The organism is Telluria sp. ZT3P26 (genome assembly GCF_059686035.1).
The window spans coordinates 493,793-516,943 of record NZ_JCASII010000003.1; the positions used below are offsets into that span (position 1 = coordinate 493,793).

A 23,151-nucleotide genomic window follows, 5' to 3' on the forward strand; every position below is an offset into this window, starting at 1 on the left:
TGGAATGACATCATGAACCGACTTGTACTCGCCGCCATCTTGGCCGCGCCGCTGGCGCACGCCCATGCCGATGGCATCCGCGTGACTGTCCAGCAGGACCTGGCAATCGCCCGCCCCGCCGAAACCATCGCGATCCCGTGGAAGGACGTGAATGCCGCCCTCCCCGGCGCGATGGTGCAAAAAATCGCGGTAAAGGATGCGCGTGGCCGGGTGCTGCCGCACCAGGTGACGAATATTGCGCCGCAGGCGAAGGACCCGAAGAACGAAGGCGTCGCCTACGGCGAGCTGCTGTTCCAGCACAGCTTTGCCGCCGGCGAGAAAAGCGCGGGCTTCACCATCGAGCGCATCGAAGGCGTTGCGCCGCCGTTCCCGGTCAAGACGTTCGCGCGCCAGGTGCCCGAGCGGCTGGACGACTTCGCGTGGGAGAACGACAAGGTTGCGCACCGCACCTACGGGCCGGCGCTGGCAGCACCCGCGCCGCCCGGCGTCGTCAAGGAAGTCCTGGTGACGAGTGGCCTGGATATCTGGTTCAAGCGCGTCGATTATCCGATCGTCGACCGCTGGTACAACAAGGGGCACGATCACTATCACAAGGACCAGGGCGAAGGCATGGACATGTACAACGTCGGCAAGTCGCGCGGCGCCGGTGGTAGTGGCGTCTGGAGCGGCGAGACCTTGTACCCGGGCGTGAACTACGCGAACTTCAGGATCCTCGCCAATGGCCCGATCCGCACCGTATTCGAACTGCACTACGCGCCGTGGGACGCTGGCGGGCGCCAGGTCAGCGAAGTCAAACGCTTCACTGTCGACGCCGGCCAATGGTTCGACCGCATCGACAGCACCTTTACCGCCAGCGGCGACGGCCCGTTGTCAGTCGCCGTGGGCCTGAACAAGACGCCGGCGGACAAGGGCCAGTCCCCGAAAATCGCCACCACCCGCGACGGCAAGGTGCTGTTGCAGTGGATCGAACAGGCCACCAACGATGCATTCGGCACGGCCGTTGTGCTGCCGACGGCCGAAGGCTTCGCCCAGGACGCGCTCAATGAGCTGATCGTAGCCAGGGCCACGCCGGGCACGCCGCTGCGCTACTACGCCGGCGCAGCCTGGCGCCGCGCGGGCGAGATCACCAGCCGCGAACTGTGGCAACGCGAGGCGACCGCCGTCGCCGCGCGCGACGCCAGCCCGGTGCGCGTGACCATCGCACCGACCAAAGGAAACTGACAATGCCATTTCACCCGAAACGCCGCGCGCTGCTGCGCACCGTGCCGGCAGCCTCGCTGCTGTTCTCCGGCGTCACCGCAGCTGCCCCCGCCGCCACCGCCCGCAAAGCGGCCACGCCAGCCGACCCGTGGCAACGCGCCAACGACATCATCGCCCGCTTTGCCACGCCGCTGGTATTTCGCAAGGAAGACTTCGACGTCACCACCTACGGCGCCAGACCGGCATCGATGGTGCAGGTGAAAGGCCAGGTCGCCTCGCTCGTCGATGGCGTGCTTGACACGCCCGCGCCCGACTCGCCCGACGCCTATCCGGCCATCGCAGCGGCCATCGCTGCCTGCCACGCCAAGGGCGGCGGTCGCGTCGTGATCCCGAAAGGCGACTGGTACTGCGCCGGGCCGATCGTGCTGCGCTCGAACGTGCACGTGCACCTGGCTGCCGGCGCGCGTGTGCATTTTTCGGCCAATCCCGCTCACTTCGCGCGCCACGGCGCGCATGACTGCGGCGCCAACGGCAAGCTGGTGCTGTCGCGCTGGCAGGGCAACGACTGCCTGAATTATTCGCCGATGGTGTACGCGATCGACCAGCAGAATATCGCGCTGACGGGCGAGGACTGGACCAGCATCCTCAATGGCCAGGGCGGCGTGCCGTTCGAACCGGGCTTTGCGCAGCAACCCGAATGCTGGTGGGACTGGAAAGGCCGCACCAAGCCGGGCGAACCGAAACGCACCCGCACCGAGGTGGCCGCCAACCCGGCCAACGCCCCGCTCGACCGCGTCGTTCCCGGCATCGACGCGGCCCTGCAGGCGAGCATCCAGGGCGAGGGAAACCGCTGGCAGACCGACTCGCGCTACCTGCCGGCGCTGTCCGAAGCCGGCGTGCCGGTCGAGCAGCGCGTGTTTGGGCACGGCCACTACCTGCGCCCGTGCATGATCGAGCTGATTGGCTGCAGCAAGGTGCTGCTGCAGGGTTACCAGGTCAATGCCGCGCCGTTCTGGCTGCACCACCCGGTCGATTGCAAGGACCTGTTGATCCGCCGCGTGAACATGGAAAGCCTGGGCCCGAACAGCGACGGCTTCGACCCGGAAGCCTGCGACGGCGTACTGGTCGACGAGTGCCACTTCAACAATGGCGACGACTGCATCGCGATCAAGGCCGGCAAGAACCGCGACACGCAGCACGGTGCGACGCGCAATATCGTCATCCAGCGCTGCGTGATGAACAGCGGCCACGGCGGCGTCACGCTCGGCAGCGAGATGGCCGGCGGGATCGAACACGTCTACGCGCAGCAGCTCGATTTTCGCAACACGCACTGGAAGGACGATCCGCTGAATACGGCGATCCGGCTCAAGACGAACATGAACCGGGGCGGTTTTCTGCGCCACCTTTACGTGCGCGACGTGACGCTCCCCAATGGCGTGGCGCTCGAGCCCGGGCTGTACAAGCCCCTTGCCGGCGCGCGTGAACTCAAGACACCGGTCGCCTCGAGCGCCGGCGCCATCGTCACGATCGATTGCGATTACGTGCCGGGCGACGACACGATGCGCAATCGCCCGCCGCAGGTATCGGACATCGATATCCGCAACGTCCGCGCGAAGAATGTCGCTTCGGGCAGAGGCCAGTTCTCGTGCTACCAGGCATTCGTCCTGCTCGGCCCCGTGGCGTCGAGCTTCAACGGCGCGCCAGGCACGGCGATACCGCCGATCGCGCGTGTGCGCATCAGCGATTCGGATTTCGGCACGCCCGTCAACACCGCGCAACCGTGGTTCGTGCACAACGCCGTGGACATCACGCTGGACAACGTCACCATCGGCGGCAAGCGGTACAAGCAGGTGCTGCATAAAAAGACCTGACTCGCAACAGGTCAGGCCAAATGAAAATATTTTTTAATTGGCCTGACCAAAAGTGCTTGTTGTGTCATAGAATCAAAAAACTGGCCTGACCAGATAATTAAATGCAGCGCCGGTGGACCCGTCAGCGTCCACCCCGATAAAAACGCATGGAGACAGCATGAACCAACACCCGCACCGCGCCTCGCTGCGCAAACTCACCCTGTGCCTGCTCGGCACGGCCTCGGTATCCGCCATGTCGCTCGGCCCTGCGTTCGCGCAGGAAGTGGCCGCGACACCAACCGGCACCGGCGCAGCGCAAACGGTGGTCGTCACGGGCCTGCGCGCCTCGCTCGAAAGCGCCCTGAACGCCAAGCGTCAGGAAAACGGCATTGTCGACGTCATCAAGTCGGAAGACATGGGCAAGTTCCCCGACACGAACCTGGCCGAATCGCTGCAGCGCGTGCCGGGCGTCGTCATCGACCGCGATGCAGGTGAAGGCCGTTCGATCACGGTGCGCGGCCTGGGCCAGGACTTTACGCGTGTGCGCATCAACGGCATCGAAGGTCTTGCCACCACGGGCGGCACCGACAGCTCGGGCGGCACCAACCGCGGCCGTGGCTTTGACTTCAACGTGTTTGCATCTGAACTGTTCAGCGCCCTGACCGTGCGCAAGAGCTCCTCGGCCGACGTGGACGAAGGCTCGCTCGGCGCCACCGTCGACCTGCAGACGCTGCGTCCGTTCGACCTGAAAGGCTTCAACGCCACGGTCGCCCTCAAGGGCAAGTACAACGACGGCTCGGAGAAGACCGATCCGCGCGCGGCCTTCATGATTTCGGACACCTTCTTCGACCGCAAGGTCGGCGTGCTGGTCTCGGGCGCGTTCTCGAAACGGCGCGTGCTGGAAGACGGTTTCAGCACCGTGCGCTGGGATAACGGCCCGTCGTCGGGCGGCTGGTGCGCACCGCAAGGCGCCGCCGCCAACCCCACCAATTCCACCGCGACCACCTGCGGCCCGGCCGCGCAGGGCGTTGCGCGCCTGCCGAACACCCCGGCAAACCAGGCTGCCTATGCCGCCGCCAGCAGCGCGGACAACTTCCATCCGCGCCTGCCACGTTATGGCCGCCTGACCCACGACCAGGATCGTCTGGGCCTGACCGCGTCGGTGCAATGGCGCCCGCAGCGCGGCACCCTGCTCACCTTCGACATGCTGTATTCGAAGCTCGACGCCACGCGCCAGGAAGACTTCCTGGAAGCGACCTCGTTCAGCCGCAGCGCCAGCCAGGGCGGCAAGCCGCAAATGAGCGTGGTGCAGGCCGAGTACGCGCCGAACGGCTCCCTGCTGTACGGCAAATACAACGGCGTCGACATCCGCTCCGAGCAGCGTTTCGATGAACTGAAGACCACCTTCACGCAGCCGACGCTGACGCTCGAACATAAGCTCACCGACACGCTGAGCATGAGCGCCCGCTATGGCCGCGCCAATTCGAAGTTCCGCAATCCGGTGCAGACCACGGTCACGCTCGACGCGCTGAACGTCGACGGCTACACGCTCGACTTCCGCAACGACGACCGCCGTCCGGTCATTGGCTATCCGTTCGACCCGATGGGCAACCGTCTGGGCCTGGTCGGCGTGCCACAGGTGGCCAGCGGCACGCAGCCGTCCACGGTCGCCAATACGACCACGAGCGAAATCCGTACCCGTCCGCAAGGCACCGACAACGTCAACAACGTTGGTCAGTTCGATCTGGCGTGGGAAGCCAGTGACATCTTCACGATCAAGGGTGGCGTCAACAGCAAGAAGTACAGCTCGGACACCTACGAATTCCGGCGCGTGAACCAGAACGACACGATCTTCGCGCCGCCAGCGGGTTCCGGCGGGCTGACGTCCAACCTGACCGGCTTTGGCAGCAACCTCGGCCTGCCCGCCGGGAATCCGACCGGCTGGGTCGTGCCGAACCTGCAGGCGATTGCCGCCGCCTACGACATCTACTGCAACTGCATCAAGAGCGGCCCTGCCGGCGGCCCGGGCGACTTCCGGCTGTCGTCGATCGAGAACGGCAATGCACGCGGCAACAACCGCTCGGTCACCGAGAAAAGCGATGGCCTGTACCTGATGGGCGAGTTCCGCTACGACCTGTGGAATATCCCGGTGCGCGGCAACGTCGGCGTGCGCCACGTGAAGACCGACCTGTCGACGACCGGCTACCAGGCCGCCGGCGGTGGCACCGCCGTCACGGTCGATCACGACTACAAGGACACGCTGCCATCGTTCAACCTGGCTGCGAACATCACCGACGAATTCATCGTGCGCGTCGGCGCCGCCAAGGTCATGACGCGTCCGCAACTGGGCTTCCTGTCGCCGGGTGGCAGTATCGCGACCACCGGCAACCTGTCGATCAACACCGGCAACCCGTTCCTGAAGCCGTTCCGCGCCAAGACCTTCGACACCAGCTTCGAGTACTACTTCAAGAACAAGGCGTTCGTCGGCGTGGGCCTGTTCCAGAAGAACATCGACACCTACATCCAGAGCCTGCGCACCAACGTGGCGTTCCGCGATTCGGGCCTGCCGCTGTCGCTGCTGCCGGCGAACTTCACGGGTGAAGAAGTGTTTGCGCTGACCACCCCGGTCAATACCGACGGCGGCAAGCTGAAAGGCTTCGAGATCAACTACCAGCAGCCGTTCACGTTCCTGCCCGGCTGGGGCAAGAACTTCGGCACGCTGCTGAACTACACCCGGGTCTCGTCGAAGATCGAATACCTGGTCTCGCCGACCAGCGACGCGCGCATCACGGACGACCTGCTGAACCTGTCGCCGAAGGCATGGAACGCCACGCTGTTCTATGACGACGGCAAGTTCAGCGCGCGTGTCTCGGCCGCCCAGCGTTCGGGCTTCGTGACCCGCGTGCCGGGCCAGAACAACAACGACGTCGAAGGCAAGAACGAAACGCTCAACGTCGACCTGTCGTTCTCGTACAAGGTCAACGACAAGCTCGAGTTCACGCTCGAAGGCGTCAACCTGACCAACGAAGAAAGCGACCAGTTCATCAGCCGGGCGCGCAACAGCGTTGTCGTCAACAACGTGACGGGCCGCGAATACCTGTTCGGGCTGCGTTACAAGTTCTGACCGAACGCGTCCTCGCGTCCTTCGGCCCGCGCTTGCGCGGGTTTTTTTTCGTCCGCGCCCGCCCGTTCAACGCACCGTGGCATGCCGTAGGGTGGGCGGGTTTCCCGCCCACGCGTCCAAACCAACGTCGCAACGTGGCATGCCGCGGTGCGTTGAACGCGTGGGCGGCGTAGCCGCCCACCCTACCGATGTTGCCAGCGTCCCGCATGCCACAGCGGCACGCCAGGGCATCCCATGGCTTCAGGTACGCTACAATCTACGGCCCGCGACGCACGCGATTTTCTCCAACCTGCCAGCGAAAGACCCATGAGCACCTCGACCGAGATTGATAACGGCCTCCCCCTCGACATGACCATCTTCGGCGGGATGGGCGACCTTGCCATGCGCAAGCTGCTGCCCGCCCTGTACATGGCCTACCTGCACGGCAACCTGCCGGCATCGACCCGCATCCTGTCGACCGGCCGTCAGGACTATGACCGCGCCGCCTATCTCGCCTTCATCGAAGAGCATTCGCGCTCGTTCATCAGCGGCGACAACTTCAACGAGAAAAGCTGGGCCGGTTTCCTGGACCTGCTGGTCTACGTGAAAGTCGACGTCGCGGCAGCGCCCATCTTCGACACGCTGCGCGACGTCTCGCGCGATGGCGCCCAGCGCGTGTTCTATCTCGCTACCGCGCCATCGCTGTTCACGATGATCTGCGACAAGCTCGCCGCCACCGGCCTGGTCGACGCCAACGCGCGCGTCGTGCTCGAGAAACCGCTGGGCCGCGACCTGGCCTCGGCTGTCGAAATCAACGAGGCGGTCGGCAAGCATTTCGCTGAATCCCAGATCTACCGCATCGACCACTACCTGGGCAAAGAGACCGTGCAGAACCTGATGGTGCTGCGCTTCGGGAACTCGATCCTGGAACCGCTGTGGCGCGCGCCGAACATCGCCAGCGTGCAGATCACGGTGGCCGAGGAAGTCGGCGTGGGCAGCCGCGCGGGCTTCTACGACAGCGCCGGCGCGATGCGCGACATGGTGCAGAACCACCTGATGCAGCTGCTGTGCATCGTGGCGATGGAACCGCCAACGTCGCTGTCGCCGGACGCCGTGCGCGACGAAAAGCTCAAGGTGCTGCGCTCGCTGCGCCGCATGGGCCTGGCCGATATCGCGCGCGATACCGTGCGCGGCCAGTATTCGCGTGGCGTGAGCGGCAACCAGGAAGCCAAGGGCTATCACGAAGAAAGCAACGTGCCGGCCGACAGCCACACCGAGACCTTCGTCGCCCTGCGCGCCCACATCGATACCTGGCGCTGGTCGAAGGTGCCGTTCTATCTGCGTACCGGCAAGCGCATGGCGCGCCGCTCGTCGAAGATCGTCATCGAATTCGCCAATCCGCCGTTCCCGCTGTTCCCCGAAACGCCGGGTGGCGTGGCCAATCGCCTCGTCATCGAGCTGCAGCCCGAAGAAGCCATCAAGCTGCAGATCTTTGCCAAGCAGCCAGGCAGCGGCATGCTGATGCAGCAGGTCGCGCTGAATCTCGATCTGCAATCGGCCTTCGCGCAGCGCCGCGCCGAAGCCTATGAACGCCTGCTGATCGACGTCGTGCGCGGCCGCCTGACGCACTTCATGCGCCGGGATGAACTCGAGGCCGCGTGGGAATGGGTCGAGCCGATCATCAATGGCTGGGAGACGCTGGGCGAAAAGCCGCATGCGTATGCAGCCGGCTCCTGGGGGCCGCCGGAGTCGTTCGCGCTGCTGGCGCGCGACGGGTTTGGCTGGGTCGAGTAAAAGCAGCGATGCATTCGACATCACTGAGAATTTACACGTAGTCCAAGCCGTGGGTAGCGGTCGACACCGAAGCCGGTATGGCGCGCTCTAATTCAGAAGAAGCGCGCCACATCGTTATCGATAACCTTGGTGATTATCCCTGCGCGCCCTTCGTGACCTCCAGACTGTTGGACGTGAGGTGTTGGCGGCGTCACGGGCGTAGCACCAGGCTCTCCACCGCCGCAGCTACCTGGGTGAGCGCCACGAGCTCCACCGCCGCCGGAAAGCCCCGAAGCGCCGGAGTATCCGCCTTGGCCAGCCATACCAGCATGGGTTTCGAATGCGGCGTAAGAAAGCGCAGTCAAGGCGTCCTGAGTTCCAACTAACACCACATCAGCGCCTGACGCCGCATCCCCGCCCTGCCCTCCTGCACCACCCTGCCCACCCCTACTGCCGGGACCACCATTGCTTGCGCTGTGCTTGCAGCCTTCCAAAATCGATCCCATTTCGCCATCGCCCCCATCCGCGCCGCTTCCGCCATTGCCACCGGTACCGCCGGCGCCGCCATTGCCGCCGGAATAGCCGTTCGCAAACACGCTCAGTGTCAATGCTGCTGGAATCGGCTTACTTTGCTTATCAGCCACACTCCCGCAAACAATGTACAGTCGCGGCGTGGGCGGTGCATTCTCGCCGCGCAGACCTTCTTGTCCAGGTGTTCCAGGGACGCCTGCCACGCCATCCTGAGTGATGGGAGCTTTGGGCCCCTTCGGTTGGGGTGCGGGCTGCGCGGGCGTTTCCTGTACTTTTGCTTGCCAGTCGATTGACAACCTGATCGCCGCGTCTTTGTTGGTGTCTACGAACTGAAGCTGGTTTGTGACAATTGCAATCCAAGGGTAACTGTAATCATTCAGGATCAATCTTGCATCTGGTTGAAAGGTAAGCACGCCAGTCTTTAGGATCTGGCCGGCGAACGCGCGTACGCCGCTGACTGAAAACAGGTCGCCTTGCGTACCGGCGGCGGAAATTGCGTGCTGTACGTCCAAAGGAAAAGTGCCAGTTTGCATATTTATTGCTTCCGAGATATCGTGTTCCATGTTAATCACTCCGGTCATTGGTTGAAGGGCCTGACGGCTCCATGCCAGCGTCATGCCAGAAGCTGATTGACGATCATGCATTCACGCCGTTAGGATCAAGATAACTTTCGCAGACATGCGCGCATACGTAAATGATGCAGATGCATTACAGACTTTCAGACACTTACTCATCAGGTGTGATTGCCTCAGCAAGAAGGAAAGACTCATATGTATGCTATCGGCGAATTACTCTTGGAAATATATCGAGCTGCGGCCAACTTGCCCCCTGACGAATTCCCAGAAGCAATGATGTCGCTTGTGCACGCCGTGATGCAATTTGACTCAGCGCGTCTACTGAGTACGTTTCTTACAGAAGAAACTGCGGTTGTCAGTGGTTGTTTGATGTTTAATATTCCACCTGAAAATGCGCGCGACTGGGAAGAAATACAGCATGCTGATCTCGTGCTGCCCCATGTGCTAGCGCACCGTGGCGTACCTCTGTCATTCAATTCACCAGTCTTATTCGCGCAACCTAAGCATGCTGTCATTCGCGACTATGCTACAAGATACGGCCATCAGAACGGGCTGGTGATGGTGCTGGACGATCCGGCCACCGGCCATACAGATGGCTTATCTTTCTACCGGAAAAATCAGGATGCGCAATTTGAATTGCGCGATATGAATATAGTGCAAGTATTGATGCCCCACCTTCAGGAAGCACTCAGATTAAATCGGCGCTTGGTCGAGCCACTTCCCTCAGCACGTGGTAACCTGCTTATCGCCCAACAAGACGGTGCGATCCATTACTGTAGTCGTGAGGCTCAGAAATTGATCGAATTGGAATGGCCACGGTGGCACAAGTCACGGCTACCAGAATCTCTCATATCAGCAATAGCACAACCAGATATGCCCCGCTTTAATGGTCGGCATCTAGCGGCGGGCGGCAAGTTGGTGGGAACATTACTTTTTTTGCGCATCGCGCCCAGTCCAACATTAGGACGCTTGAGCCCAAGGGAACTCGAAGTAGCGTGCCTGTACGCAGAAGGAATGTCGGCGAAGCGTATCGCAAATACGCTGCATATCGAACCGACCACCGCGCGCAATTTTCTTCAAAGAATTTATCAAAAACTGGATGTGCATGACAAGGCCTCACTAGCAAATTTAGTAAGGCAACAGCATTAAGGTCTAACGCTGTTGAATTAACTGCCGTCCCAATATCTGGTGCGCGCGCGAGCCGATTTACGAATTGTGGCGGACGTGCGCTAATAAGTTGCCAAGGTTTCGCGGACCTGCACTTCCCTTAGAGGGATCATGACGTCGCCCGTTGCGTGAATTAATCAAAACGGCTCAGACTTCGACAGTGCAGCCCGCGAGATCGACATGGAGTCGACGCACAAATCCACAGAGGGACAGCTGAATGGACTCGTAACGGCACGTTCGGTAAGTCGCCATAATCAGGTGGCCGCATGGCTCGATGATCTTGGCGCTGAAGACTGAGCCGCTTTTTGCTAATCGGCGACGAGAGCGCACTGCCGGTCGTGCCGCGCAGCTCGAAGAATCGGTGGACAGTGCAAGCATGCAGGGGTACTGCTAGTTGATATATCAGACTACGGCACATTTGCCACACGCTCCGATGTGAAACTCGACTGAGTGGCAAGCCAATTCGAACTGCTGCAGGTGCTGACGGACTTGGCTGAGCGATCAAGCGCCGGCTTGGTCTGGGCGTTACTGGACGGCGCTGTTGACCCACATATGTGAACTGCTGATCGACAAAGGCTTACCACTCCGAGCGACCAAGGCCTCCCACTGCCGGAAACGCGGCGTGGCCGACCATCACGAGCGGCTGGACTGACAGGTCAAACGCTCAGCGCGGATAGGTAAACCCGGTCGCGATATCCATCGGCACCAGGCGTTTGCCATCGCGCACCATCAGGCGGTCGGGTGGCTCGTCGCCAGCCAGCGCGCCCGGGGTATTCAGCAGCCCTTCGCCCTGGCGCACCAGCGGGTCACTGCGTTCGTAGACGTTGCGGCAACCGGTGGCCTTGAGCAGCGCCTGCACGACCGGCACCTTCCACATGTCGACACCGGCAGCGTTGAACTGGCAGATCAGATAGCCGTCGGCGCCACCATACTGATGCACCTGCAGGCCCGGCAAGCCATCCTTTTCACCATCGATCAAGCCAATCAGCGCCTGCGGATCGGCAATGCGCAGCGCGGCGGCGCGCTTGTCGATGGCGGCCTGGACCCGGCGCTTGATCATCGCGTGATCGACCGGCTCGTCCTCGCGCAGCGACCACATGCGCCCGACGATCTGCGACTTGGCGTTGTAAGCGGCGCGGCCGATGAACTGGCGGGTCGACGTTTGCACGATCGCGGTGATGCCTGGCTTGTTGCGTTCGTGGCCTTTGCCGTCGACTTTTTCGACAGCCGACAGGTAGATCCACGGGTCGCCGGCGAGCAGGGCTTTTTCCTTGCCCTGCTTGATGGTAATGATGAGCATGTGAGACTTTCGTTTGCAGGACGGGGATGATACAGCAATGCGGCGCCCTTATCGCCCCTTGTTGCCGACCTCAGTCCACCGGCGTCGGCAGCGGCTGGCCGTCGAAATGCGCGACCAGATTGGCCACTGCCAGCGCGCCCATCGCGCGCCGTGCTTCAACGGTAAAACTGCCCACGTGCGGCGTGAGCACGACATTCTCCAGCGCCAGCAACGCCTGTGGCACCTGCGGTTCATGTTCGAACACGTCCAGGCCCGCCGCCCCCAGCCGGCCGTCCTGCAGCGCCGCGACCAGTGCCGCTTCGTCGACCACGGTACCGCGCGCGATGTTGACCAGGGTGCCTTCCGGCCCGAGAGCGTCAATGACCTCCCGGTCGATCATGCCCTGCGTGTCGGCGCCACCCGGCATGCACAGCACGAGCATGTCGCTCTCGCGCGCCAGTGCGAGCAGCGTCGCGCTGCGCTGTGCCGGCGCCGGCCCGGGGCTGCGCTGGTAGTAGCGGATCTGCAGCCCGAAGCCCTGCAGACGCGCGGCGACGGCTTGCCCGATACGCCCGAACCCGACAATCCCCGCGACCTTGCCCTTCAAAGCGCGCGCCTGCAGGTGCCCGAGCGGCGCCTTGGCCGGCCAGTCGCCGGCGCGCACGTAGCGGTCGAGCACCGGCAGGCGGCGCACCGTGGCCAGCAGCAGCAAGACAGCGAAATCGGCCACGTCATCGGTCAGCACGTCGGGCGTATTGGTCACGTGGATGCCCTTCCCGGCCAGCAGCGACAGCGGCACCGCATCGACGCCCACGCCGTGCACCGTCACGATTTCAAGGCGCGGCAGCTGCGCCACCAGCGCGGGCGTGACGCCGACCGTGCCGGTGGTGAGCACGCCGCGGATGCTGCCGGCGATCGCGTCGAACGCGGCGTCGCCCGCCTGCGGGATGGCTTTCATGAAGTGACAGTCGAAGGCCTTCGTCACCTGCGCGCGCACGTCGTCCGACCAGACGCTGCCCAATACGAGAATGCTCGGTTTCATCGTTCAACACCCTGCCGTTTCGTCGTGGAAGATGGCCCAAGTATGCCAGAGGCGACGTTTGCTGATCGCAGCGCAGGGTAGAATGCGGGACTTCACCACTGCATGAACCCCGAAGTGCACAGCCTCACAGCCCACACGCCAAGCCAGCGCATCGCCTCGATTGACGTCGTGCGCGGTCTCGTCATGCTGATCATGACGCTCGACCACGTTCGCGAAACCTTCTATCTGCAGCACCAGGTCAGCGATCCGATGGACGTCGCGACCACCGACCCGGCGCTGTTCTTTTCGCGCCTGGCAGCGCACTTCTGCGCGCCGATGTTCGTGTTCCTGACCGGCCTGTCGGCCTGGCTGTATGCCAATCCGGCGAGCGGCCCGAGGAGCGCGACGGGCTTCCTGGCCAAACGCGGCGCCTTCCTGATCCTGCTCGAAATCGTCGTCATCAACTTCGCCTGGACCGGCACCTTCACGCCGCAGACCATCTATCTGCAGGTGATGTGGGCAATCGGGCTGTCGATGCTGGCGCTGGCCCTGCTGCACCGCCTGCCCCTTCTACTGCTGGCGGCCATCGGCGTGGTGATCGTCGCTGGCCACAATGCACTGGCCGGCGTGGCATTCGCGCCGGATAGCTGGGCCGAGAGCGCCTGGAAGATCCTCGAGCAGCGCGGCAACCTGATGTACGACCCGGTGCGGGTGCGCATCAGTTATCCGCTGCTGGCGTGGATCGGCGTGATCCTGCTCGGTTACGCCTGCGGCCCCCTGTATGCGCGCGGCATGCCCGCTGCGCAGCGCCGGCGCTGGCTGGTCATGGCTGGCGTGGCCAGCCTGCTGCTGCTCGCGGTGCTGCGCACCTGGAACGTGTACGGCGAGCCGCAGCCCTGGGCACCGCACGACACCCTGCTGCACAGCGCGATGTCGTGGCTGAACTTCACGAAATACCCGCCATCGCTGGACTTCCTGCTGCTCACGCTCGGCGTGGGCGTGCTGGTGCTGGCCTGGATCGAGCGCATCGACGCCGGCTGGGTGCGGGTCGCGGCCGTGTTCGGTGGCGCCCCGCTGTTCTTCTATATCGCGCACCTGTACCTGCTGCTGGTGGCCCAGCGCGTGGCCGCGTTCGTGCTGGAGCTGCCGCGCGTCGATGTCGGTCATGTCTGGCAGGTATGGCTCGGCTCGGTATTGCTGGCGACGCTGCTGTACTGGCCGACGAAGCGGTTCGGCCGCTACAAACGCGAGAGCGGCCAGGCCTGGGTCAAGTACTTGTAGAGCGAGCGGCAATGTCGGCATGGCATTGCCGCTGCAGACCGCATAGCAGCGAGCGCAAACCCCGTGGCGATTCGCGCACGCCCCGATTGGCGAACATCGCCGAAGCGGGTACAGTTCGATGGTCGCCACTTCGATGGGATCGCCATGTACGCCAGCAACTGGACTACCCTGGGGCCGCAGCAGGTACAAGCCCTCAGGAATATGGACCGCAGCCGCCAGGAACGCGGCCGGCAGCTCGAGCAGGCCGGTCACGGCCCGCAGGAAACGCCGTTCACGGTCATCCTGGCCGAAACGGGCCTGCACCTGCGCCGCTACGAACCCGTTGCCGCCAGCGGGCCGGCGGTGCTGCTGGTGCCGGCGCCGATCAAGCGCGCCTACATCTGGGATCTGGCGCCCGCCATCAGCGTCGTGCAGCGCTGGCAGGAACGCGGCTACCGCGTCTACCTGGCCGAATGGCTGCCGATGCCGGACGGCGACCCGGCCGTCGGCCTGGCCGATTACGGCGATCGCATGCTGTCGAGCTGCCAGCGCGCCATCCAGGCCGACAGCGGCGAAGCCAGCCTGACGGTGGTGGGCCATTCGCTGGGCGGCATCCTGGCAGCGATCTACAGCGCCATGCATCCCGATCGTGTGACGGCCACCGTGCTGCTCGAGTCGCCGCTGCGTTTCGCGCACGGCGCCTCGTGCTTTGCGCCGCTGGTCAAGGCCACGCCCGACGCGCGCCAGATCGCCGACACCTTCCACCACGTGCCGGGCGCCTTCCTCAACATGATGAGCGCGATGGCCGAGCCACACGCCTTCGGCTGGGAACGCGCGACCGACCGCTGGCTGTCACTGTTCGATCCGTCCGCGCTGGCCACGCACATGCAGGTCGAGCGCTGGAGCCATGACGAATTCGCGCTGCCCGGCAAGCTGTTCGTCGACATCGTCGAGTCGCTGTACCGCAACGACGACTTCATGGCAGGCCGTCTTGCCATCAACGACCGCACGATCGGGCCGGCCGACCTGCGCTCGCCGCTACTCAGCGTCGTCGATTTCCGCAGCAAGGTCATTCCACCGGCCGCCGTGGTGCCCTTCCACGAGGCGACCTCAAGCGAGCGCAAGCAGGTGCTGCAATACCATGGCGACATCGGTGTGAACCTGCAGCATGTCGGCGTGCTGGTCGGCCGCAGCGCGCATGCCACGCTGTGGCCCACCATCTTCGACTGGCTCGGCGCGCCGGCAGCATCGGGCGCCTGAATCACGGACAGCGGCGCGCCCGGCGCCGCTGTCCGCTTCAACTCCTCGTGCCGCGGACTCCCCGGCATCGACGCACCTCCTCCGCCGCGAACCGCGCTGGCACCATTTCCATTTCCCCCGTCGGCCAGCCGGCAAGCTGCCTGCCTCCCAGGCTGCGCGTCGCATTGCTCAATATCAAGTTGACACCAGTAGATGAGAATGGTTATCATTACGGATGATCAGCCATGTGACCATGGCTGGCGCGTCTCACCCGGGTCCCGGGTCGTCGCCTTCCGCATCAATCACGAACAACAGGAACAACGATGGATAAGCTGGTCTGCCCTGCCGGGCGTCTTCACCTGAAAACACTGACGGTCTGCGTGGGCCTCGCCCTGCCGCTGCTGGCCCAGGCCCAGTCCACCGATGCCGGCACGACGTCGATGCCGCAAGTGCAGGTACAGGCGCAGAAGCTGGGCGACGCCGTCGGTTCGTACACCATCGGCCGCACCCGCACCGCCACGCCACTGGACATGTCGCTGCGCGACACGCCGCAATCGGTGTCAGTCATCACTCAGCAGCGCATCGAAGACCAGGGCCTGCTCACCGTCACCGACGTCGCCAACAACGTCACCGGCGTGTCGGTCAACCAGTACGAAACGCACCGCGCCAGCTTCACCGCGCGTGGCTTCGAGGTGACCAATCTGCAGATCGACAACATCCCGACCACCTGGGACGCCGCCTGGAGCGCGGGCGAAGTGCTGAGTAGTCTCGCCCTGTACGACCGCGTCGAAGTCGTGCGCGGTGCGACCGGCCTGATGACCGGTGCCGGCACGCCGTCGGCCGCGCTGAACCTGGTGCGCAAGCGCGCCTTCAGCAAGAAACTCGATGGCACGGTCGAAGCCACCGTCGGCCGCTGGGACAAGCGCCGCGTCATGGCTGACGTCTCGACGCCGCTGAATGCCTCGGGCAGCATCCGTGGCCGCGCCGTGGCCGAATACAGCGCGGGCGACAGCTGGGTGCAATACCTGGAAAACAAGGACCGCACCATCTACGCCACCGTCGAAGCCGACATCGGCCGCGACGGCACCTTCTCGACCGGCTTCTCGCGCCAAAAAATGAGCCCGCGCGGCTCGATGTGGGGCGGCCTGCCGTACCGCTACAGCGATGGCTCGGTCATCGACTGGGACCGCTCGAAAACCACCGCCACGCCATGGGCCGGCTACGAAAACCAGTACGACAACTTCTTTGCCGACTACGAGCACCGCTTCGCCAATGGCTGGAAGCTGCGCCTGACCTACACCGACGCCACCCGCGACGGCGATTCGCACCTGCTGTATCTGTCGGGCGTACCCGATCGCGTAACGGGCGGCGGCCTGAATGCCTTCACGGGATCGTACGTGATCCAGACCACGCAGAAGGACTTCGGCGTGCACACGAGCGGCAAGTTCACGCTGGGCGAGCGTCAGCACGAAGCCGCCTTCGGCTACCTGCATGCGAAGACAGACTTCAATTCGAACAGCCGCGCGGCCAGGTACGATGGGACGGACCCGGTCGTGGCCGATATCAACAACTGGAATCCGGCGTCGTACCCGACGCCGACGTTCGGCGCGCAGGCGTTCTACGAAGGCAGCGAAACCACCCAGCAAGGCCTGTACGGCATGGCGCGCTTCACGTTGACGGACCGCCTCAAGGCCGTCGTCGGCGCACGCGTGACCAGGTATGAAAAAGAAGGCGGTGGCCCGTACACGCCGGCCTACTCGCTCAAGTACGACAACGAGATCACACCATATGCCGGCCTCGTGTTCGACCTGAACGATACCTATTCGCTGTACGCCAGCCACACCAGCATCTTCGAGCCGCAAAACCTGAAGGACGTCGCGGGCAATATGCTCGACCCGATCGAGGGCAAGGCCAATGAAGCCGGGATCAAGGGCGAGTTCTTCGACCGCCGCGTGAACGCTTCGCTGGCCGTATTCCACCTGAAGCAGGACAACCTGGGCCAGACCGCAGGCCGCATCGACCGCGATGGGCCGTCCGGACCGCTGCTTGAAGAAAACTATTATCGCGCCGCCCAGGGCGCCACCAGCAAGGGGATCGAGCTGGATGTCTCGGGCGAAATCGTCTCGGGCCTGAACGCCAGCGTCGGCTACGCGATCTTCCGCGCCAAGGATGCCACCGGCGTCGATTTCAACTCGATCTATCCACGCAAGACGCTGCGCGCGTTTGCCAGCTATCGCCTGCCAGGCCAGTGGAACAAGCTGACCGTCGGCGGCGGCGTGAACTGGGAGGGCAGCACCTACACGATTGATGGCACCGTGGCGCCGGGGATCGATGGCCGCATGGAGCAAGCGTCGTACGCGCTGGTCAACCTGATGGCGCGCTACGAGTTCAACAAGCAGTTGTCGGCCCAGCTGAACGTCAACAACGCGACCGACAAGAAAACGTTTGCGATGTTCGCTGCCTACAACCAGTTCACGTACGGCGCACCGCGCAACACGTCGCTGACACTGCGCTACCGCTTCTGATGCGGTGATGCAGTAACGCCCTGTGTCATGGGCCTGGCCATGGGCCCGACGCGGGTGCAGCGCGGTGCGGCAGCACGCACATCAATCGTGCGCAGTAGAATGAATGACAATTGTCAATTCAGGAGCCACACCATGAAACGAACTGCACTCGTCGTCGGCGTCACCGGCATTGGCGGCAACCACGCCGCCCGCGAACTGCTGGCGCAAGGCTGGGATGTCGTCGGCCTATCGCGCCGCGCACCACGCGACCTGCCGCAGGTGCGTCACATTGCCGCCGACCTGCTCGACCCTGCCGCGCTGGGCGCCGCACTGAAGGACGTCGCCCCGACCCACGTCTTCATCACGACCTGGATGCGCCAGGACACCGAGGCCGAGAACATCCGCGTCAACGCCGCGCTCGTGCGCAACCTGCTGGACGCGCTGTCGCCGCAGAAAAGCGTACGCCACGTCGCGCTCGTGACTGGCCTGAAGCATTACCTGGGACCATTCGAAGCGTACGCCAGTTCGGGCACGCTGCCCGACACGCCGCTGCGCGAATCGCAGCCACGCCTGCCGCTCGAGAATTTTTATTACGCGCAGGAAGACGAAGTCTATGCGGCCGCGGAGCGTGACCGCTTCACCTGGACCATCCACCGTCCGCACACCGTCATCGGCCTGGCCGTGGGCAACGCGATGAACCTGGGCACCACGCTGGCCGTGTATGCGACGATCTGCAAGGAAACCGGGCGCCCGTTCCAGTTCCCCGGCTCAGCTGCGCAGTGGAATGGTTTGTCCGACGTCACCGATGCCCGCATGCTGGCCAGGCAGCTGGTCTGGGCCGCCGATACCGATGCGGCGCGCAACGAAGCCTTCAATATCGTCAATGGCGACGTGTTCCGTTGGAGCTGGTTGTGGCCGAAGCTGGCCGCGTTCTTCGGCGTCGAGGCGGCCGGTTTCAATGGCACCGTGCAGCCACTCGAAGCAGCAATGGCAAACGATGCACCGCTGTGGCGCGACATCGCGGCGCGCCATGGCCTGGTGGAGGCCGATCTTGATCGCCTGGCCTCGGCCTGGCATACCGACCTCGATCTGGGCCGGCCCCTTGAAGTCATGACGGACATGGCCAACAGCCGCCGCCTGGGCTTCACGGCTTACCAGGCGACCGACGCGTCGTTCTTCGACCTGTTTGCGCGCCTGCGCGCAGAGCGCCTGATTCCGTAATCAACCAGGCTGGCGTGCGACGGGCCGGTTCGCGACCACGCCTGCACGCCAGGTTCAGGCGACAGCGGCAAGACGCAACGAGGCAGGCGTACGTGCTGGCCGCGCTTGCCGGCCGGTCTCGCCACCGGCGCTGGCCAGCCGGAACTGGCCCACCAGGCTGGCCAGACCAGCTGCCTGCGCCTGCAGTTCCTGCGATGCGGCCGAGGCTTCTTCGACGAGCGCCGTATTCTGCTGGGTCATGCCATCCATTTCACCGATTGCGTTGCTCACTTCGCCCAGGCCGACGCTCTGCTCGGCACTGGCAATCGTGATGTCACCCATGATTTCAGTCACGCGCTGCACGCTCTCCATCAGCGTCTGCATGGTACTGCCCGCGCGCTGAACGAGTTCGGAGCCGGTGTCCACCTTGCCGACCGAGTCTTCGATCAGGACCTTGATCTCCCTGGCGGCGCTCGCCGATCGCTGCGCCAGGTTGCGCACTTCACTGGCCACGACGGCAAACCCGCGCCCTTGTTCGCCTGCGCGCGCCGCTTCTACCGCGGCGTTGAGCGCCAGGATATTCGTCTGGAACGCGATGCCGTCGATGACCGAAATGATGTCGACGATGCGCTTCGATGACGTATTGATCGACGCCATCGTATCTGTCACCTGAAGCATGACCGCGCCGCCCTCCTGCGAGACCGAGGACGCCGACTGCGCGAAGGTGTTGGCTTGCTGTGCGTTGTTCGCATTTTGCTGCACGGTCGTGGTCAGCTCTTCCATCGCCGATGCAATACGTTCGAGCGAAGACGCCTGCACCTCGGTGCGGGTGGCCAGATCGCAGCTGCCTTCGGCGATTTCTGCTGAGGCGCTCGCAATCGCATCAGTTCCATGGCGCACTTTACCGACGATCGACGCGAGGCTGTCGCGCATGGTTTTTACCGAGAACAGCAGGCTGGTGCTGTCACCCGTGCGCACGTCCACGTTCGTGGCAAGGTCGCCCGACGCGATCAGGTTGGCAATCGCGGCAGTGTACGCAGGTTCGCCACCCAGCTGTTTGAGCAGCAGGCGCTTGATGGCGGTCGAGATCACGACGCTGAACACGAATGCGGTCAGCGTCAGGCCGATCACCCAGTTGCGGGCAGCAGCTTCAGCCTGCTCGGCCGATGCATCGGCGTCAGCCACCTCACGCTCGGCGTTGGTGACCAGTACCGCGATGTCCTTGACGATCTGCTGGCGCAGCGGACTGCACTCTTCGACCAGGAATTTGCCGAACGCCTCCATCTGGCCGGCCTCACGAAACTTGCGTGGTTTTTCCAGCGCAGTGGCCATCGCCAGCAATCCTGAGCGCACCTTGTCGAATTGGGTATCGCCGGCAAATGCCGGCGACATGCCGTCGAGCGCGGCCAGATACACCTTCTTTTGCTGATCGACCAGGTCGAGCTCGTTCCTGGCCTGCGCGTCGCCGGTGAACACATACGCATTGCGCGCTGCCAGTCCGGTCTGCGCCAATGCTTCGCGTGCGATATACAAGGGCTTGAGGTGCTCCTGGTTGACGCGGTGCAGCTTCTCCGTTGCGGCGTGAATGCTCGTCAAACCGAATATCGCGAATGAACCCAGCACCAGCATTAATGCAGTGACCAGACCGAATCCCAGCATCAGTTGCGTGCCGATTTTCAAGCTCTTGAATGCGTTCATTTTTTTGCCTCGAGGGGTTTTGCTGGTTACTATCAGCGGTGAAGTGGGCACGCGCAGCGAAAGCCGGATGCGGTGTGACTGGCAACGACAGAATGATGTTGCATCGCATACAGGCCGTTCAGGGCGTGGAATGCAGCGGGTCGACGGTGTGTCGTCATGACGGGATGTCATGGTCCAGTCAGTGCCAGGCCAGACCGGCATGACGACCACATTACTGAGTAAATACAGGCTTTAGTGTAAGCAAGAATTCAGGGCACCGCACCATGCGTTACACATAAAGAATTATTCGTTGCCCATAAACAACATGCTCGAAGGCACGCCTTGGTGGCGACGAGTTTTTCGTACTGCCCGCAGCAGCTGACCTGGACCAGTTACCCGAATCTGGCATCGAATTGGCGTTTTGCTCTACACTTCCTACCGCACTTTCACACCAATAGCGCCGGCGATGACGTCGCGCGCATGGGCGACGGGTACGCACCGTCTTAACCACCTGGCGTTAATCCGCGAATGGAGATCTGGAAAACATGAATTCGAACATACTCGGCGTTGCCACCACGTTCTCGCTCACCCTTCTCGCGCTTGCTGCCGCCCCGGTGGCCGCAAACGCCCAGGCCAGCACAACCGCGACCGGCGGCCTGCCGTTCGACGTCAAGCCGGTCGCCACCTTCAACAGCCCGTGGGCGATGGCATTCCTGCCTGACGGCAAAGTGCTGGTGACGCAAAAGGAAGGGACGTTGATCCTGTTCGATCCTGCAACCGGTACCAGGAAGACCGTGTCAGGCACGCCCACCGTCAGCAGCAAGGGCCAGGGCGCGCTCATGGACATCGTGCCTGCTCCCGACTTCGCGGCCAGCAAGCTGCTTTACTTCAGCTATTCCGAAGCGGGTAACGGTGCCGACACCCGGGTCGCGCTCGCGACTGCGACACTGGATCAGGCCGGCGCTGCACTCAAGGATACGAAGGTGATTTTCCGCAGCCAGGATGCGTCGACGGGCGGGCACTATTCGGGCCGTATCGGCTTTTCGCCGGATGGCAAGTACCTGTTCTTTACCAGTGGCGACCGCCAGCTGTTCGACCCGGCGCAGGACCCCAGGTCGACGCTTGGCAAGGTGCTGCGCCTGAACCTCGACGGCACGCCGGCGGCCGGCAACCCGCTCGCGGCGAAGGGGTTCAACCCGGCCGTCTGGTCGTATGGCCACCGCAACCTGCTGGGCGTGGCCTTCGACAGGCAGGGGCGCTTGTGGGAAATGGAGATGGGACCGCGCCATGGCGACGAGATCAACCTGATCAAGCCGGGCCTGAACTATGGCTGGCCGAAAGCATCGAATGGCAGCCACTATGACGGCCGGGACATCCCCGACCACAAGCCTGGCGACGGCTTCGAAGCCCCGAAAGTGTCCTGGGATCCGGCCATCTCACCGGGCGGCCTCGCCTACTACGATGCGGACCTGTTCCCGAAGTGGAAAAATTCCCTCTTCATTACCGGCCTCTCGGGCAAGTCGCTGGACCGCATCGCCCTCGACGGCGAGAACGCGAAGAAGGTCGACCATTGGGACATGGGCGAACGCATCCGCGCCGTTCGCACCGGGCCGGACGGTGCAGTATGGCTGCTGGAGGACGGTCCGCGCGGCAAGCTCCTGATGCTGACACCGAAAAAGTAGGCGCTGTCAGCGTTATCTGTTGATGACGCGGATGGCAATACCAAGCAATTGTTCTGGCGAAAAAATCCGCTCACCATCCAGCGCCCAGCGCCAGCCCAGATAATTGGGCAGGTAGCACGACGCCACGCCACGAAAGCCTTGTAGCCAAGCCTTGAAACGCTGGTGGTAGGCATTCACGTTCTGCACATGGATGGCAAGCTTCCCCAGCCGCCTCGCACGCACCCCGGCGCGCAGATTGACCGTCTCGTGCGCGATCCTGTGCTTGCGTGCAAAGGCGCGGTAGGCAGCATGGCTGTCACTGACCAGCAGTGCCTGCGGATCGAGCCTGGGTAGCAGGTCACGCTCGAGTTGCGCAACTGTGAGTGCACCACGGCCAGTGACTGCATCGACCGTGCGTCCCTCGCGGTCGCGCGCGACCAGGATGCAATCCAGTTCGCTGGAAATGCCTCGTTTACCGGCACGGCCGCCGCGGTGGCGCGGTGGCCGATCAAGCGAGCGCGAACCTTTTTGTGATTCGAGCAGAAATGTTTCGTCAGCTTCGACGATGCCATTCAGGGCCGCGGGCCGGTCGAGTTTGACCCATTGCAGGAAGCGGTGGCGCCATCGAAAGGCCGTGTTGCGGTGTACCCCGACCCGATCTGCTGCCTTGCGTACCGGGAGTGAATCGAGCAGCACCTGCGAATAGGCGAGCCATTTGGTTTTGAGCCTCAGCCGCGCCAGTGGCGTACCTGTCAGGTCGTTAAAGGTGCGGCCGCAGGCGCAGCAGCGGTAGCGCTGCAAGTCGTTGGCGAAACCGTGCCGGTAGCAACGCTCGTTGCCGCATCTGGGGCAGCAGCGGCCTGGCGTTCTGACCTCAGTGATGAGTGCGACCACCCGATCGAGCCCGGCTGCAGGATGCAGGGCATCGAGCACTTGCCGGCGCTGTGGCTGGTTCAGCGAAGGCAGTTTTGCGAACCAGGCCTTGTAACACGGCGCTTTCATGATCTTCTCCTGACGCTGGGGACAGGGGTTGGACCAGGAATTCACTCATCAGTTCAAAGCGCTCCTCTATTTAACGTTGACTGCGCCAAGAGTAAGCCCGCGACAACTG

The 23,151-nt window shown here is 63.4% G+C and carries 15 protein-coding genes; 10 read left to right on the top strand and 5 right to left on the bottom strand.

Going from position 1 to position 23,151, the window contains the following annotated elements:
• The first annotated feature begins 12 nt into the window (after positions 1–12).
• The 4 genes from AC56LN_RS12910 to zwf all read left to right on the top strand — a co-directional run bounded on the left by AC56LN_RS12910 (position 13) and on the right by zwf (position 7,947).
• Positions 13–1,221, top strand: coding sequence for a DUF4861 family protein (locus AC56LN_RS12910; protein ID WP_499572216.1), 1,209 nt, complete (start codon positions 13–15; stop codon positions 1,219–1,221).
• Positions 1,222–1,223: 2 nt separating this feature from the next.
• Entirely contained in the window at positions 1,224–3,071 is a 1,848-nt protein-coding gene (locus AC56LN_RS12915) for a glycoside hydrolase family 28 protein (protein WP_499572218.1), read from the top strand.
• Between the two features lie 157 nt (positions 3,072–3,228).
• The gene (locus tag AC56LN_RS12920) at positions 3,229–6,174 is read left to right on the top strand and encodes a TonB-dependent receptor (RefSeq protein WP_499572219.1); all 2,946 of its coding nucleotides are present in this window, start codon (positions 3,229–3,231) and stop codon (positions 6,172–6,174) included.
• Between the two features lie 306 nt (positions 6,175–6,480).
• On the top strand, positions 6,481–7,947 hold the full coding sequence (zwf, locus tag AC56LN_RS12925) for a glucose-6-phosphate dehydrogenase (RefSeq protein WP_482898934.1): 1,467 nt from the start codon (positions 6,481–6,483) through the stop codon (positions 7,945–7,947).
• Between the two features lie 92 nt (positions 7,948–8,039).
• On the opposite strand, the gene AC56LN_RS12930 is transcribed toward zwf, so the two are convergent.
• Positions 8,040–9,020, bottom strand: coding sequence for a hypothetical protein (locus AC56LN_RS12930; protein WP_499572221.1), 981 nt, complete (start codon positions 9,018–9,020; stop codon positions 8,040–8,042).
• A 207-nt stretch (positions 9,021–9,227) separates the two neighbouring features.
• Between AC56LN_RS12930 and AC56LN_RS12935 the strand changes: the two genes are divergently transcribed.
• Positions 9,228–10,181: a helix-turn-helix transcriptional regulator gene (locus tag AC56LN_RS12935; RefSeq protein ID WP_499572223.1), complete on the top strand. Its 954-nt coding sequence runs from the start codon at positions 9,228–9,230 to the stop codon at positions 10,179–10,181.
• Positions 10,182–10,863: 682 nt separating this feature from the next.
• Here the strand turns inward: AC56LN_RS12935 and AC56LN_RS12940 are convergent.
• Both AC56LN_RS12940 and AC56LN_RS12945 read right to left on the bottom strand, forming a co-directional pair.
• The gene (locus AC56LN_RS12940; protein ID WP_482898937.1) at positions 10,864–11,499 is read right to left on the bottom strand and encodes a class I SAM-dependent rRNA methyltransferase; all 636 of its coding nucleotides are present in this window, start codon (positions 11,497–11,499) and stop codon (positions 10,864–10,866) included.
• Positions 11,500–11,569: 70 nt separating this feature from the next.
• Complete coding sequence (locus AC56LN_RS12945) at positions 11,570–12,520, bottom strand: 2-hydroxyacid dehydrogenase (protein ID WP_499572225.1); 951 nt, start codon at positions 12,518–12,520, stop codon at positions 11,570–11,572.
• A gap of 114 nt (positions 12,521–12,634) precedes the next feature.
• Between AC56LN_RS12945 and AC56LN_RS12950 the strand changes: the two genes are divergently transcribed.
• The 4 genes from AC56LN_RS12950 (at position 12,635) to AC56LN_RS12965 (ending at position 18,723) form a co-directional block, all read left to right on the top strand.
• Positions 12,635–13,780, top strand: a complete 1,146-nt coding sequence (locus AC56LN_RS12950; protein WP_499572227.1) for an acetyltransferase domain-containing protein — start codon at positions 12,635–12,637, stop codon at positions 13,778–13,780.
• A 144-nt stretch (positions 13,781–13,924) separates the two neighbouring features.
• Positions 13,925–15,019, top strand: a complete 1,095-nt coding sequence (locus tag AC56LN_RS12955; protein WP_499572229.1) for an alpha/beta fold hydrolase — start codon at positions 13,925–13,927, stop codon at positions 15,017–15,019.
• Positions 15,020–15,321: 302 nt separating this feature from the next.
• Complete coding sequence (locus tag AC56LN_RS12960) at positions 15,322–17,523, top strand: TonB-dependent siderophore receptor (RefSeq protein WP_499572231.1); 2,202 nt, start codon at positions 15,322–15,324, stop codon at positions 17,521–17,523.
• Between the two features lie 132 nt (positions 17,524–17,655).
• A complete protein-coding gene (locus AC56LN_RS12965) occupies positions 17,656–18,723 on the top strand; it encodes an SDR family oxidoreductase (protein WP_499572233.1) in 1,068 nt (355 codons plus the stop codon).
• Positions 18,724–18,777: 54 nt separating this feature from the next.
• On the opposite strand, the gene AC56LN_RS12970 is transcribed toward AC56LN_RS12965, so the two are convergent.
• On the bottom strand, positions 18,778–20,400 hold the full coding sequence (locus AC56LN_RS12970) for a methyl-accepting chemotaxis protein (protein ID WP_499572235.1): 1,623 nt from the start codon (positions 20,398–20,400) through the stop codon (positions 18,778–18,780).
• Positions 20,401–20,924: 524 nt separating this feature from the next.
• Between AC56LN_RS12970 and AC56LN_RS12975 the strand changes: the two genes are divergently transcribed.
• A complete protein-coding gene (locus AC56LN_RS12975) occupies positions 20,925–22,061 on the top strand; it encodes a PQQ-dependent sugar dehydrogenase (RefSeq protein ID WP_499572237.1) in 1,137 nt (378 codons plus the stop codon).
• Positions 22,062–22,073: 12 nt separating this feature from the next.
• Here AC56LN_RS12975 and AC56LN_RS12980 read toward each other — a convergent pair whose 3' ends face one another.
• Positions 22,074–23,042, bottom strand: coding sequence for an IS1595 family transposase (locus AC56LN_RS12980; protein WP_499572239.1), 969 nt, complete (start codon positions 23,040–23,042; stop codon positions 22,074–22,076).
• Positions 23,043–23,151 lie beyond the last annotated feature (109 nt).

Excerpts from the sequence above, each read along its gene's own strand:
- AC56LN_RS12965 (WP_499572233.1), top strand. The coding sequence starts at position 17,656 with ATGAAACGAACTGCACTCGTCGTCGGCGTCACCGGCATTGGCGGCAAC.
- AC56LN_RS12910 (WP_499572216.1), top strand. The coding sequence starts at position 13 with ATGAACCGACTTGTACTCGCCGCCATCTTGGCCGCGCCGCTGGCGCAC.
- AC56LN_RS12930 (WP_499572221.1), bottom strand. The coding sequence starts at position 9,020 with ATGGAACACGATATCTCGGAAGCAATAAATATGCAAACTGGCACTTTT.
- AC56LN_RS12945 (WP_499572225.1), bottom strand. The coding sequence starts at position 12,520 with ATGAAACCGAGCATTCTCGTATTGGGCAGCGTCTGGTCGGACGACGTG.
- AC56LN_RS12970 (WP_499572235.1), bottom strand. The coding sequence starts at position 20,400 with ATGAACGCATTCAAGAGCTTGAAAATCGGCACGCAACTGATGCTGGGA.
- AC56LN_RS12975 (WP_499572237.1), top strand. The coding sequence starts at position 20,925 with ATGAATTCGAACATACTCGGCGTTGCCACCACGTTCTCGCTCACCCTT.
- AC56LN_RS12955 (WP_499572229.1), top strand. The coding sequence starts at position 13,925 with ATGTACGCCAGCAACTGGACTACCCTGGGGCCGCAGCAGGTACAAGCC.
- zwf (WP_482898934.1), top strand. The coding sequence starts at position 6,481 with ATGAGCACCTCGACCGAGATTGATAACGGCCTCCCCCTCGACATGACC.
- AC56LN_RS12915 (WP_499572218.1), top strand. The coding sequence starts at position 1,224 with ATGCCATTTCACCCGAAACGCCGCGCGCTGCTGCGCACCGTGCCGGCA.
- AC56LN_RS12935 (WP_499572223.1), top strand. The coding sequence starts at position 9,228 with ATGTATGCTATCGGCGAATTACTCTTGGAAATATATCGAGCTGCGGCC.
- AC56LN_RS12960 (WP_499572231.1), top strand. The coding sequence starts at position 15,322 with ATGGATAAGCTGGTCTGCCCTGCCGGGCGTCTTCACCTGAAAACACTG.
- AC56LN_RS12980 (WP_499572239.1), bottom strand. The coding sequence starts at position 23,042 with ATGAAAGCGCCGTGTTACAAGGCCTGGTTCGCAAAACTGCCTTCGCTG.
- AC56LN_RS12920 (WP_499572219.1), top strand. The coding sequence starts at position 3,229 with ATGAACCAACACCCGCACCGCGCCTCGCTGCGCAAACTCACCCTGTGC.
- AC56LN_RS12940 (WP_482898937.1), bottom strand. The coding sequence starts at position 11,499 with ATGCTCATCATTACCATCAAGCAGGGCAAGGAAAAAGCCCTGCTCGCC.